The sequence below is a fragment of the Streptomyces sp. NPDC049915 genome, from assembly GCF_040656475.1.
In the GTDB taxonomy this organism is placed as follows: domain Bacteria; phylum Actinomycetota; class Actinomycetes; order Streptomycetales; family Streptomycetaceae; genus Streptomyces.
Window position 1 is genome coordinate 379,512 of the sequence record NZ_JBFAMH010000006.1, and the last position, 12,717, is coordinate 392,228.

Consider the following 12,717-nt stretch of genomic DNA (forward strand, 5'->3'; position numbering starts at 1 on the left):
GGCGTTGAGCACGGTGGTTGTGCCGCTGACTGCGGAGCACGCCGAGCAGGTGCTGGCGATCTACCAGGCGGGCATCGACGAGGGCAACGCCACCTTCGAGACGGTCGCCCCGACCTGGGAGGCGTTCGACGCCGCGAAGCTGCCCGAGCACCGCTTCGCCGCGCTCGACGAGGGCGGAGCGGTGCTGGGCTGGGTCGCCGCGAGCAGGGTCTCCGACCGTTGCGCGTACGCGGGTGTGGTCGAGCACTCCGTCTACGTCCACTCGGCCGCCCGCGGCCGCGGCGTCGCCTCCGCCCTGCTCAAGGCGCTGATCGACTCCACCGAGCAGGCCGGGATCTGGACCATCCAGTCGGGAATCTTCCCTGAGAACATCGCCAGCCTTGCCGTTCACCAGCGGGCCGGCTTTCGTGTCATCGGCACCCGGGAGCGGATCGGGCGCCAGCATGGCGTCTGGCGCGACGTAGTCCTCGTCGAGCGTCGCAGCCCTGTCATCGTGTAGCCGTCAGCTCAGCAGGGCGATCTCGTGGGCGGCGTCGCGGGCGGGGCGGCCGACTCCGATGAGAGTGGCGGAGGCCGGGCCGGTCCAGTCTCCGTAACCGAGCAGATGCGGCCGCGGCTCGCCGAGCGCGCGGGTGCCGCTGGTGGGGACGTGCCCGCGTGGACCGCGCAGGTTCAGCGGGGCGAGATGGGCCAGCGCCGGGCGGAAGCCCGTGCACCAGATCACCGCGTCCACTGTGGTGTTGCTGCCGTCAGCCCACTGGACAGTGCCGGCAGTCAGCTGCGAGAACATCGGCTTCGCGGTCAGGAGTCCGGCGTCGCGGGCGGCCCGGACGGCCGGCACGGCCACGATGTCGCCGAGCGAGGCGACACCGCCGGTGTCGGTGCGGCCTGCTTCGAGGGCGCGGCGGCGGGCGGTGGCGACGTCGAACAGGGCGCGGCCGTCGATGTCGTCGGGGAGGAAGCGGGGCGGGCGCTGGGTCACCCACCTGACATCGACGTGGCCGTCCAGGGCGAGGTCGGCGGCGATCTGGGCGCCGGAGTTCCCGCCGACGACCACGATGACCCGCCGGCCGGTGAAGTCGGCCGGCGAGCGGTAGTTCACCGTGTGGAGCTGCCGGCCGGTGAAGACGGATCGGCCGGGGACGGCGGGGAGGAAGGGCCGCGACCAGTTGCCGGTGGCGCTGATGACCGCGCGGGCCCGACAGGTGCCGGAGTCGGCTTCGACCAGGAGCCGGTCTGCGTCGCGGCGTACGGCTCCTACGCGGGTGCCGTGCTGGACGGGCAGGTCGTAGGCTTCTCGTACTCGGTGAGGTAGTCCACCGCGTGCCCGGCGCCCGGGTACGTTTCGCCTGCCTGGGCGGGCATGAGGCGGCCGGGTAGCGAGGAGTGCTGGGCCGGGGAGGACAGGTGCAGGGAGTCCCACGTGTGCTGCCAGGACCCGCCCGGCGCCGCGTCGGCGTCCAGGATCACGAATTCGAGGCCCTGGCGGCGCAGGTGGTAGCCGGCGGCGAGTCCTGCCTGGCCGCCGCCGACCACCACCACATCTACGTGCTGTGTCACGGGGCGGTCGTCATCGCGTCGGCGGCGAACTTCCGTCGCCAGGTGAGCGCGACGTAGACCAGGCCGATCAGCACAGGGACTTCGATGAGCGGGCCGACGACGCCGGACAGCGCCTGACTGGAGGTGACACCGAAGGTGGCGATGGCGACCGCGATGGCAAGCTCGAAGTTGTTGCCCGCTGCAGTGAACGCCAGCGTCGCGGTGCGGTCGTAGGCCAGGCCCAGGCCCTTGCCGAGGAGGAAGGTGCCGAAGAACATGAGCGCGAAGTACGCCAGCAGCGGCAGGGCGATCCGGGCGACGTCCAGCGGTTGCGAGGTGATGGTCTTTCCCTGCAGGGCGAAGAGGATGACGATCGTGAACAGCAGCCCGTACAGGGCCCATGGGCCGATCTTCGGCAGGAACTTCGCCTCGTAGTCGGTACGGCCCAGCTTCTGCTCGCCGATGCGACGGGTCAGGAAGCCGGCCAGCAGCGGGATGCCGAGGAAGATGACGACGTTCAGCGCGATGTGCCAGACGGACACGTTCAGGCCCTGGCCGTCGCCGAGGTTCATCCAGCGCGGCAGCAAGTCGAGGTAGAACCAGCCCAGCAGGCCGAACGCGAGGACCTGGAATACCGAGTTCAGGGCGACCAGGACGGCGGCGGCCTCGCGGTCGCCGCATGCGAGGTCGTTCCAGATGATGACCATGGCGATGCAGCGGGCGAGCCCGACGATGATCAGGCCGGTGCGGTACTCGGGCAGGTCCGGCAGGAAGATCCAGGCGAGGGCGAACATCACCGCGGGGCCGACGACCCAGTTGATGACCAGCGAGGAGACCATCAGCTTCTTGTCGCCGGTCACGCGGTCGAGCTTGTCGTAGCGGACCTTGGCCAGGACCGGGTACATCATGACCAGCAGGCCGAGTGCGATCGGCAGGGAGATCCCTCCGATCTCGATCTCGGCGAGCGCGTCGTTCATGCCCGGAATGATCCGGCCCAGGCCGAGACCGACGGCCATGGCGAGCAAAATCCACACCGCGAGGTAGCGGTCGAGGGTGGAGAGTTTCTTGACGATCGAGTCGTCCCCGGCCGGGCCGGCGCCCTGAGCAGGGGCGGTGGTGGGCTCGGTGGAGGTCACGGGCAGGCCCTCTTGTTCTCGGCGGCGGTGCGGGCGGCGGCGGCGAGTTCGGCGAACTGCTCGGAGAGCCCCGCCAGGACCTCGGGCTTGAGCCTGTAGTAGGTGAAGCGCCCGCACGGCTCGGTCTCCACAATCCCGGCCTCGCGCAGCACCTTCATGTGGTTGGACAGGTTGGTCTGCTTGGCCCCGGTCTCCTCCACCAGGTGCGTGGTGCACAGCGTCTCGCGCGCGAGCAGGGTCACGATCTGCAGGCGCAGCGGATCACCCAACGCCCGGATCACATCAGGATCGACTGAAGTCAGCATGCGCTGATATTGTCACATCACCGTTCGCCGATGTCAGCGGATGCTGATGGCGTGGGGTGACCCGCTGCCATTGCGAGACGAGAGAGCACCGATGCCCGAGACCCCTGGCGAGAAGCCGTCCGTCCTGTTCGTCTGCGTCCACAACGCCGGCCGCTCCCAGATGGCCGCCGCCTGGCTCACCCGCCTGGCCGGGGACCGCGTCGAGGTCCGCTCCGCCGGCTCCGACCCGGGCGACCAGGTCAACCCCGCCGCCGTCCAGGCCATGGCCGAGGTCGGTATCGACATCTCCGCCGAGACCCCGAAGATCCTCACTGTGGACGCGGTGAAAGAGTCCGACGTCTGCATCACGATGGGATGTGGCGACACCTGCCCCGTCTTCCCCGGCAAGCGCTACCTCGACTGGAAACTCGAGGACCCGGCCGGGCAGGGCGTCGAGGCCGTGCGCCCGATCCGCGACGAGATCAAGACCCTCGTCGAGGGCCTGATCGCCGAGATCGCCCCGGCGAAGCCGGAGGCGACGGCGTGAGCGAGATACGCGACGTCGTCATCATCGGCTCCGGTCCCGCCGCCCGCTCGGCCCGGCCCTGAAAGTCACCGGGGCCAAGAAGGCGTCGGGTCGGGGTTGCCAGGACTGAACTGGCGCCTACGCGAGCAGAGCCCTCGCCCCAGGGCCTGCTGACGTACGACTACCGCAGCCTTGTGTACGTGCCTGGTCCCAGCTCCGCGCCTGGACGTGACCGTTGCGGACGTGCCCGCGCTCGGCGAGGGCGCACTTGCAAGCGGGCAGGTGATCGGCGAGGAGGAGGCGGGCGTCCCGCTCCAAGCTTCGGCCATGGCGGCGATCGACACGGCCGGTCCAACGACATGAGGGAGGGCGACGTCCCTTCCATCTGCGGAGTTGCCCCCGGTTACGGCGAGGTCCTCCGGCCGCAGGACGCGATTCGCGCTGTGTCACCGAGTCCGTGAGGTCTGGGTTGTCAGATCGAGCGGTGACCGTACGGGCCCTGACTGCCCGTTAGGAGACGATCCCGGGCACCGGGCCGAAGCCGGCGGCCGTCATCGACGCCCCTAACAGTGCCCGTTCGCATCTCCCGTTCCGGGGACTGCGGGCGGACTTCTTCGGGGTGCCTCAACCGATCGGGACGGCCGTTGGTCTGATGCACGTGTCCGCTGGGCGACGTCGCGGTGCTGCGATCGCGCTCTTCCGCCGGAGTGGTTGGCCCCGGCTACCGCGGACCTGCCGGCCGCAGGGCGCGATTCGCGCTGTGTCACCGAGTCCGTGAGGTCTGGGTTGTCAGACCAACGCCCCGGCGGCGCCCCTTGCGGTCTCGGGGTACGTCGCCCCGGTCCGGGAGCGTGTGCCGGCCGAGTCGCTCGCTGCGCTCGTTACCGCCCGCCTCCACGGGCAAGTCGCCTTGGACTTGTCCACTTCCCCCCATGCCATCCCGCTTTGCGGGCGACGGGTGTGTCGGCCGCGGTGGCGCAACCGCGCGAGCGGCAGCAATATCTTGCTGCAATTTTCTGCAATGAATTGTGTCGAGTGTATTGACGCTGTCTCACTCCCGGCGCGATCGTCTTCTCGCGCGCACTACGCCGGCTGCGGGCCGCCTTTACAAGGCGGGGCGGCGGGCTGCCGGTTGTCATCCGACGGGCGCGGGTGGCGCGCGTCATTACGACGGGACAGAGCGGGAGCGTCCTGTTCCGGGCTGCCCCCGAGAGGGCGGCCGACCTGACCTATTGCCTACAGGGAGTACTCAGTCATGAGCCCAGTCAATGAGCCGCACAGACCGTCCCGCGGGGGAGCGGGCAGGCGTCTGCTGCCCAGCGGGTTTCTGCTCGCCGGGGCCCTGGTGGCGGGCGCGGCGCTTCCGCTGTCCTTCGGAGCGACCGCGCACGCCGCAGGACCCAACGGCGGTGACGTGATCGCCAACCTCTTCGAGTGGAACTGGCCCTCGGTGGCCAAGGAATGTACCGATGTGCTCGGTCCCAAGGGGTACGGGGCCGTGCAGGTCGCCCCGCCCGAGGACTCGATCCGCGTCGGCGGGGCCCCGCATGCCTGGTGGGACGTATACCAACCGGTCGGCTACGACCTCAACAGCCGCATGGGCAATGAGGCGCAGTTCAAGGACATGGTCACGGCCTGCCACAACGCCGGCGTCAAGGTGTACTCCGACGTGGTGCTCAACCACATGGCCGGCTCCGACCAGTCCAGCACCGACTCGTACGGCGGGGACACCTTCTCCGTCGGTTCGATGTCCTACGGTCAGGTGCCCTACGGCCCGTCCGACTTCCACCAGTACCCGGCGAACTGCCCGAACTCCAACCTGGCCATCAACGACTGGAACAATCAGACGCAGGTCCAGGAGTGCGACCTGTTGAAGCTGGAGGACCTCAACACCGAGTCCGACAACGTCCGGACCAAGGAAGCGGCCTACCTCAACAAGCTCATCGGCTATGGAGTGGACGGCTTCCGCGTCGACGCGGCCAAGCACATCAACAAGAACGACTTCGCCGACATCGAGTCCCGCCTGAACGCCACCCTGTGGGGTCAGCGTCCTTACATCCTGCAGGAGGTATTCCCCGGCAGCGGCGGCAACCTCGCACCCAGCGCGTTCGAGAGCAACGGCAGCGTCATCGGTTTCGACTACGCCGATGCGCTCAAGAGCCAGTTCCAGGGCAACATCGCCGGCCTTAAGAACTTCGGTGCCTCAGGGCTGGAGCCCAGCGGCAAGGAGGGTGCCATGGTGACCAACCATGACACCGAACGTGACGGCTCGACCCTGAACTACAAGAACGGGCCGCAGTACACGCTGGCCACGGAGTTCATGCTCGCGTGGGGCTACGGCACGCCGTCGGTGTACTCCGGCTTCGCCTTCGACAACAGGGACGACTCCCCGCCCGCCGACTCCTCCGGCTTCGTGACGAACACGGACTGCACGTCCGGCGCATGGATATGCACCGACCGGGTCCAGGGCGTCGCCAACATGGTCGGCTGGCACAACGCGGCGAGCGGCCAGCCGGTGGCCAACTGGTGGGACAACGGCAACAACACCATCGCCTTCTCCCGCGGCAGCGCCGCCTGGATCGCGATCAACAACAGCAGCAGCGCGGTCACGCAGACCTTCACCACGGGACTGGCCGCCGGCAGCTACTGCGACATCATCCATGGCGACATCAGCTCCTCCGGCACCTGCAGCGGAGCCACGGTCGACGTCGACAGCAGCGGCAAGGCCACCGTCACGGTGGCGGCCGGTGACTCCGTGGCCCTCTACGCCCGGACCGCTTCCTGCACCACCGCCTGCCCGACCACCCCGCCCTCGACGGGGACGGTCAACGAGACCTTCAACGAGACCAAGACCACCGTGCCGGGCCAGCACGTCTACCTCACCGGTTCCATCGCGGCCCTGGGCAACTGGTCCACCAGTTCCGCGATCCCGCTGTCCTCGGCGAACTACCCCCTCTGGAGCGCCACCGTTGCGCTGCCGGCCAACACCCGCTTCGAGTACAAGTACATCGTCAAGGACTCCGCAGGAAACGTCACCTGGGAATCCGGCAGCAACCACACCGCCACTACCGGCGCGACCGACGGCACCCTCAACGACACCTGGGGCAGCAGCACCAGCACCACCACCGGCCAGGTCACCGTCAACTTCAACGAGGCCAAGACGACCGTTGTTGGCCAGAACGTCTACCTGACCGGTTCCCTCCCGGCTCTCGGCAACTGGTCCACCAGCTCCGCGATCAAGCTCTCCCCGACCAACTATCCGACCTGGTCCGCGGCGGTGAGCATCCCCGCGAACACCTCCTTCGAGTACAAGTACATCGTCAAGGACGGCGCCGGGAACGTCACTTGGGAATCCGGCAGCAACCGCACCTACGCCACGGGTGCCTCGGGCACGGTAACCCTCAACGACACCTGGAAGTAACACACACGGCAGAGCTCCGCGGATGAATGATGCGTGCGGCGGTCTCCCCGGCCGTCGCACGGTCGTACGTCCACCACTCCCGCGGAACCGCATCCCCTGTCCCTGACCAGCAGAGACGCAGCCCTCAAGTACGGAAAGACAACCGCGGCTCAGTGGCTGGCGTCGTCCTGCCGCAGGTATGCGGCGTGGCGTTCCATGCCGCTGATCAGGCAGTCGAGGCCAAAGCGGAATTCCTCGGCGAGCGGCACGGAGGTGAGTGTGCCCGCGGTCCGGGTGAGGGCCGGGTACATGTCTGTATCCAGGTTGCGGTAGAGCGCGGCGAGTTGGGGGGCCGTGGCCGGGTCGGCCGCAGCGGGACCGTGCTGCTGGATGGTAAAGCCGATGACATAGTGGCCGACGGCGGTGAACGCGCGTGCGGCGAGGTCGGCGGGAAGTCCGCGGTCGAGGAGCGCGTGCAGGACGCGCTCGCGCTGGGCGAGGCCGTTGGGGCCGACGGGGACCTGGGCCATGAGCGGGGGGGATGACGGCGGGGTGGCGGCGCAGCACCTCGTACAGGCGGTGGCCCATGGCGGCGAGCGTTTCCTGCCACGTGGTGAGGGTGCTGAGGTCGCCCAGGTCGGGTTCGCCCAGGACGCGGTCGACCACGTGGGCGAGGATCTCGTCCTTGCTGGCGAAGTGGCGGTAGAGCGTGGCGGTACCGGAGCCGAGTCGGTCGGCGAGCATACGCAGGGAGAAGTCCTGGACCCCCTGCTCGTCGATGAGGAGCAGGGCCGTCTTGACGAGCTCTCCGGCAGCGGCATCGGTTCCTTCGACATTCGCCGCTACCTCGTTCAGGCGCAGGCGTATCTCCGGGTGATCGTGGACGGAAAGATCACGGTGGACACGACGGTATACCCCCTGTCGCGGTGCGCCGAAGCGTGGACGGACAGGGCCGGCCCCCGCCCCGTTCTGACCGCAGGGTAGACCGGCCGGTGCGAAGCCTGCCGTCACTGGCCGAGACCCCGTCGGGCGGCGCGGTTCACGCCCGGCGTTGTCGGCGTGCGCCAAGGCTTCGGTGTTCGAGGCTGAGGCCGATCTATGTGTCACGGCGTGTGATCTGGCCCCAGTCGGCGACCTCACCTTCACTGCTGTGGCTGTGGCCAGCGCTTTCCCGAGACACGGAAGTCTGCAAGTCGTTTCAGAAATTTGCAGAAAGATGTGAACTGCCTCTTGACGGTGGAGGTGGCGGCGAGACATGGTCGACGTCAGCCCTTCATTTCAAGCCAGTTGGCTGCCGTATGACCCCACGGCGGTCTCATCCGTTCGCCTCTGTGAGCCGCAGCGTTGCAGGAGACACCATGACTGTGATCCCTCCATCCGTGAGCTCCCTGCCTCAAATGGTGCCGGACCGCTGGCCGGGCACTCTCAGCTCCGCGGAATGGGTCCCGGACACGCTTCCCGTGTGGCTCGTTGCCATGCCCACCGTTGCCACGGACGGCACCTGCGGAACGCAGTGGTTCGCAGTCCGCACTCGCACAGCAGCGCAGGCGACAGCCGACGCCACCGTGTATGCAGGCAGCACCCAAGCGGTCATGCGCCGGAGGGGCGCCCGCATCTGCATCGAGCAGGCCCAAGTCACCCTGTGGAACGCCGATGGGGCCTGGTGACGGCAACCCGGCCTGGCCCCTATGACGCGGAGCGGTCGCGTTCTGGCTGGCCCCTTCCTCAGGCAGTCGACGGACAGGTCGCAGACGGGTGCGCACTCGATGCCGTAGTAGTCGACAACCTGTGGGACGGTGAGCCCGCAAGTGCTGGATCGGCAACTGGGAAGGCGAGTACTCCCGCAAGGCCCGGTCGCTGTACTGGCCGTCCCTGGTTATCCACGCCTCCAACCCGGCGAGCTGCTGCGCGTGGCTGGCTGCCCACAAGGCTCAGCTTTTGCGCGAGTCCGGCGGCGGGTCAGTGAGTTGCCGGACCGTCCGGTGAGCATGTGTCCGCGGGCTGGGCGAGGCGGCTGGCGGGCAAGGTGACGGCAGGCATCGGGAGGCTGTCCCGCGGCGTGCTGCGCAGGAGACGCACGTACTCCTGCCGGGTCAGGAGAACGCCACCCAGGCTGCGGACGAGCGGGCTGTCCCGCTGAGCGTCGAGCAGGACACCACCGGCCTGTGCGAAGCGCACCGCGAGGTCGGTCACTGCCACTTTCGATGCACCGGGACGGCGGAAGAACATCGAGTCCATGCTGAAAACCGGTCCGATCAGCAGGCCGAAGACCCCGCCGACCAGATCGCCGTCCTCCCACACCTCGACGCTGTGCGCATGACCCAGATCATGCAAGCGGACCAGGCTGGTGATCAGCTCATCGGTGAGCCACTGGGGCACACGGTCCGTTCGGCATTCGCGTACGACCCGCTCGAAGCCAAGGTCCAGGCTGGTCCACCACGGCAGCCGATTGCGCAAATGCCGGGCGAGGCTCCGGCTGAGATGCACGGCGGAGACAGGCAGCACCGGCCTGGGGTCGGGCGACCACCACGAGACTGCGTAGGGGTCGGCCGATTCATCCCCCACGAGCGGGATGCGGCCCTCCTCGACCTGATCGCCGTAGACCACCTCGTTGAGGGCGCGGGCGTACTCGTCGGGTGCCGGGAAGGGGTAGTACCCGGCGCGGTAGGCCGCCAGGAGACTGCTGTGAGACAGGTCGGCACAGAAGGCCGCCGGACCGTCGGGTGGTGCTTTCCCTACATCCAGCGCCTCCCAGCTGGGGCATCGGTTCACCACCGCGTCGATCCTTGTTCGCGGCTCGTCACCGGCCGGAGGTACTCCGCCTGCTGGAGGAAGTCGATGTGGAGGTCGAGCATCTCCGCGTCGACGGGCATGATGTCGATGCGGGCGTCCGCCAGGGCCTGCTCGGCGTTGCAACTGGTGAACTCCGGGAAGACGCCCCGGAAGTACATCTCGCTCACAGTGATGTCGGCGCGGGCGCACCGGTCGACGAAGAGCGGGACGAACGGCGTGATCGGGTCTGTGGGGTGCACGGCCGCGTACGCCACCAGAGCGCCGATCCACTCCGCGTACGGGAGCTCCTGGATGGGATGACCCTGCTCACGCAGGCGTTCGGCGAGTGAATCCAGCAGTACGGGCCGGGGATTGGTGAGGTGGTAGACCTGACCACGAGCCGGACAGCGGGTGGATATGTGGCCGAGCGCGCGAGTGAAGAGGTCGGCCGGCAGGAAATCCAGCGGAAGCGGGACGTCGGGGCACAGCCCGGTCCGCGCGATGAAGCCGATGAGAGCGGCCATCTCGCTGCTGGTATTCATCACACCGGTTCCGCTTCTGCCTGTGATGTCCATCAGGCGGTAGATGGCGACCGGCAGTCCCGCGTCGGCCGCCTTCTGCAACAGCGCCTCGGCGACCCACTTGGTCTCCACGTAGCCCACCGACAGATACTCCGGGAAGCCCAGCGGCGTGCTCTCCGTCACCTCGCGTACCCCGGCGGGCCCGAATCCGGCCAGCACCGCCATGCTGGAGGTGAAGTGCAGGGGGATGGCCCGGCCCGCGGCGAGGCGGATGATCTCGTAGGTGCCATCGACATTGGCCGCGCGCAAGTCGTGGTACGGATAGATGAAGTTGACCTGGCCGCCGAAGTGGTAGATGGCGTCGATTTCCGATCCCAGCTCCTCGAACCGGTCGGGTGACAGGCCCAGGAGCGGCTTGCCCAGGTCCCCGACGACCGGTTGGACGCGCCCTCCACCAGGCAGGTCGCTGTACACGAACCGCTGATGGCTCGCACGCAGCCGCTCCATGCCGTGCTGCTCGTCGGAGGCCCTGACCAGGCACATGATCCTCCCCGTCGTCCTGCGCAGCAGCTCGTCGATCATGTACGCACCGCAGAATCCCGTCGCGCCGGTGAGGAGGACGTCACCGGGGCGCGCGGAGGTGGGAGCCGGTCCTTCGACGCCGATCGCCGGAATGCGCCGATCGGTCTCGGCGGCGAAGTCGACGCTGCCGCCGCCCAGGCGGGCCAGTGTGCCTGCACGTGCCTGGCGCACGGACTCGGCGAATGCCTCGAGCGTCGGATGCCGCAGCAGGGAACGGGTCAGGTCGCGGATCTGCGAGACGCCGATACCAAAAATGACGCGGGTTCGGGCGAGCATCTCCATGGCCAGCAGCGAGTTGCCGCCCAGCTCGAAGAAGTCGTCGTGCGGACGGACATGCTCCACATCCAGGATCTGGCGCCACAGCTGGGCCATCCCCTGGGGCACCGGACGGTCTTCGGCGCCGGCCGTCCTCGGCGCCGCGGTCGCGGGTTCCAACGCGGCCCGGCGATCGACCTTTCCGCCGGGCGTGAGGGGCAGCCGCTCCACGGCGCGGAAGACCGCCGGGATCATGTAGCTCGGCAGGGTCTCGGCGAGTGCCGACCGAAGTCGTGCACGCAGCTCCCCCTCGCCGTCGGCCACCGGCGAGGCCGGCGTGTAGTACGCGACGAGGTCCCGGTCGCCGTGGTTGCGTGCCCGGGCCACCACCATCGCCTGGCCGATCTCCGGATGGGAGGCGAGGGCGGCCTCGACCTCGGCCGGATCGACGCGGAACCCGCGGATCTTCATCTGGTCGTCGACCCGGCCCATGATCTCCAGGTTGCCGTCCTGGCGCCAGCGGCCCAGGTCCCCGGTGCGGTACATGCGGTCTCCCGGGGCCAGGCCGTGCGGGTCGGGCAGGAACTGCTGCGCTGTGAGGGCGGGCTGACACCAAACACCGCGCGCCAGCCCCGGGCCCCCGATGTAGATCTCGCCGCGCTCGCCCGGCCGCACCGGGTGCAGTCCGGCGTCGAGCAGATGGACGTGACTGCCTTTCAGGGGCCTGCCGACCGGGGCCACGGCGGTGTCCGGCGCGGTGAGCGTCTCCTGGTTCAGGTCGCACAGCGTAGAGGTGATCGTGGTCTCGGTGAGGCCGTAGGCGTTGACGAGCCGCACACCGGGAATCCGGCGCAGAATGTCGCGGCAGTCCACCGTGGTGACGATCTCCCCGCCGACGATGGCGAGCCTCAGCGAGGCGAGGTCCTCACCGCGGTCTGTGGAGGACAGGAGCTGCCGCCAGTAGGCGGGAGTCAGGTCGGCGACCGTGATCCCGTACTCGGGGAGGCGGGGCAGCAGGTCAGTCGGCGCCCAGGTCCGGGTTCCCGCAAGGACGAGCGTCGCGCCGCTGATCAGCGTGGCGAAAATCTGCTCCAGTGAGGTGTCGAAGCCGAGTGCCGCGGCGTGCAGCACCCGGTCACCGGGCGTCAGCTCGTACGCCCGGGTCACAGCGGTGAGGGAGTAAGCCATCGACCGGTGAGTGATCATCACGCCCTTGGGAGGGCCGGTGGATCCGGAGGTGTAGATCACGTAGGCGAGATCGTCCGGAAGGGGGCCGTCCGGCGGACGAAGTCCCGTCTGTGCTTGCGGGGAAGGTCCCCCGGCATGAACGATCCGCGCCTCGCATCCGGCGAACACCGGCGCGTGCTCGCGGCTGGTGATGACGACGCTTGAGCCGGTCTCCCCGACCAGTTGGACCATCCGCTGCCGTGGAGTCGCCGGGTCGAGGGGGAGGAACGCGCCACCGGAGTTGAGCACTGCCAGGAGTGCGACGACCAGTTCGGGCATGCGGTCGAGACACACGGTGACGACGGACTCCGCACCCACACCCCAGGTGCGCAGCTCGTGAGCCAGCTGGTCGGCGTGATCGGTCAGCTCGGCGTAGCTGAGCCGGCCCTCGTCCGAGAGGACCGCCGGAGCGGACGGCGCACGCCGCGCGCGTTCCCGGACCATTTCAGGCACGGTGCTCGGTGCGGCTCCCGGA

Annotated in this window: 8 protein-coding genes and 2 pseudogenes; 3 read left to right on the forward strand and 7 right to left on the reverse strand. The window is 68.7% G+C overall.

Going from position 1 to position 12,717, the window contains the following annotated elements; genetic code table 11:
• The first annotated feature begins 4 nt into the window (after positions 1-4).
• Positions 5-499, forward strand: a complete 495-nt coding sequence (locus tag AB0J12_RS13965) for an N-acetyltransferase family protein (RefSeq protein ID WP_363264502.1) — start codon at positions 5-7, stop codon at positions 497-499.
• Positions 500-502: 3 nt separating this feature from the next.
• Here the strand turns inward: AB0J12_RS13965 and AB0J12_RS13970 are convergent.
• From AB0J12_RS13970 to AB0J12_RS13980, 3 genes and pseudogenes are all read right to left on the reverse strand, one after another.
• Positions 503-1,560, reverse strand: a pseudogene (locus tag AB0J12_RS13970) (ArsO family NAD(P)H-dependent flavin-containing monooxygenase).
• Positions 1,557-2,675: an ACR3 family arsenite efflux transporter gene (gene arsB, locus AB0J12_RS13975; protein WP_363264503.1), complete on the reverse strand. Its 1,119-nt coding sequence runs from the start codon at positions 2,673-2,675 to the stop codon at positions 1,557-1,559. Before arsB ends, AB0J12_RS13970 begins: the two are co-directional and overlap by 4 nt.
• Entirely contained in the window at positions 2,672-2,980 is a 309-nt protein-coding gene (locus AB0J12_RS13980) for a metalloregulator ArsR/SmtB family transcription factor (protein ID WP_363264504.1), read from the reverse strand. The genes arsB and AB0J12_RS13980 overlap by 4 nt, the downstream gene beginning before the upstream one ends.
• A gap of 91 nt (positions 2,981-3,071) precedes the next feature.
• Between AB0J12_RS13980 and AB0J12_RS13985 the strand changes: the two genes are divergently transcribed.
• On the forward strand, positions 3,072-3,506 hold the full coding sequence (locus AB0J12_RS13985; protein WP_363264505.1) for an arsenate reductase ArsC: 435 nt from the start codon (positions 3,072-3,074) through the stop codon (positions 3,504-3,506).
• Positions 3,507-4,740: 1,234 nt separating this feature from the next.
• Positions 4,741-6,906: a carbohydrate-binding module family 20 domain-containing protein gene (locus AB0J12_RS13990; protein WP_363264506.1), complete on the forward strand. Its 2,166-nt coding sequence runs from the start codon at positions 4,741-4,743 to the stop codon at positions 6,904-6,906.
• Between the two features lie 149 nt (positions 6,907-7,055).
• Here AB0J12_RS13990 and AB0J12_RS13995 read toward each other — a convergent pair whose 3' ends face one another.
• The 4 genes and pseudogenes from AB0J12_RS13995 to AB0J12_RS14010 all read right to left on the reverse strand — a co-directional run bounded on the left by AB0J12_RS13995 (position 7,056) and on the right by AB0J12_RS14010 (position 12,686).
• Complete coding sequence (locus AB0J12_RS13995) at positions 7,056-7,415, reverse strand: TetR/AcrR family transcriptional regulator C-terminal domain-containing protein (RefSeq protein WP_363264507.1); 360 nt, start codon at positions 7,413-7,415, stop codon at positions 7,056-7,058.
• A gap of 196 nt (positions 7,416-7,611) precedes the next feature.
• Positions 7,612-8,142: pseudogene (locus tag AB0J12_RS14000) on the reverse strand (hypothetical protein); the annotation flags it as partial.
• Positions 8,143-8,844: 702 nt separating this feature from the next.
• Positions 8,845-9,660, reverse strand: coding sequence for a leucyl/phenylalanyl-tRNA--protein transferase (locus AB0J12_RS14005; protein WP_363264508.1), 816 nt, complete (start codon positions 9,658-9,660; stop codon positions 8,845-8,847).
• On the reverse strand, positions 9,654-12,686 hold the full coding sequence (locus AB0J12_RS14010; protein ID WP_363264585.1) for an amino acid adenylation domain-containing protein: 3,033 nt from the start codon (positions 12,684-12,686) through the stop codon (positions 9,654-9,656). Before AB0J12_RS14010 ends, AB0J12_RS14005 begins: the two co-directional genes overlap by 7 nt.
• Between the last annotated feature and the right edge of the window lie 31 nt (positions 12,687-12,717).

What these genes read in the sequence shown, in the direction of transcription:
- AB0J12_RS13995 (WP_363264507.1), bottom strand. Translation starts at nt 7,415, where the DNA reads ATGGCCCAGGTCCCCGTCGGCCCCAACGGCCTCGCCCAGCGCGAGCGC.
- AB0J12_RS13980 (WP_363264504.1), bottom strand. Translation starts at nt 2,980, where the DNA reads ATGCTGACTTCAGTCGATCCTGATGTGATCCGGGCGTTGGGTGATCCG.
- AB0J12_RS13990 (WP_363264506.1), top strand. Translation starts at nt 4,741, where the DNA reads ATGAGCCCAGTCAATGAGCCGCACAGACCGTCCCGCGGGGGAGCGGGC.
- AB0J12_RS13985 (WP_363264505.1), top strand. Translation starts at nt 3,072, where the DNA reads ATGCCCGAGACCCCTGGCGAGAAGCCGTCCGTCCTGTTCGTCTGCGTC.
- AB0J12_RS14010 (WP_363264585.1), bottom strand. Translation starts at nt 12,686, where the DNA reads ATGGTCCGGGAACGCGCGCGGCGTGCGCCGTCCGCTCCGGCGGTCCTC.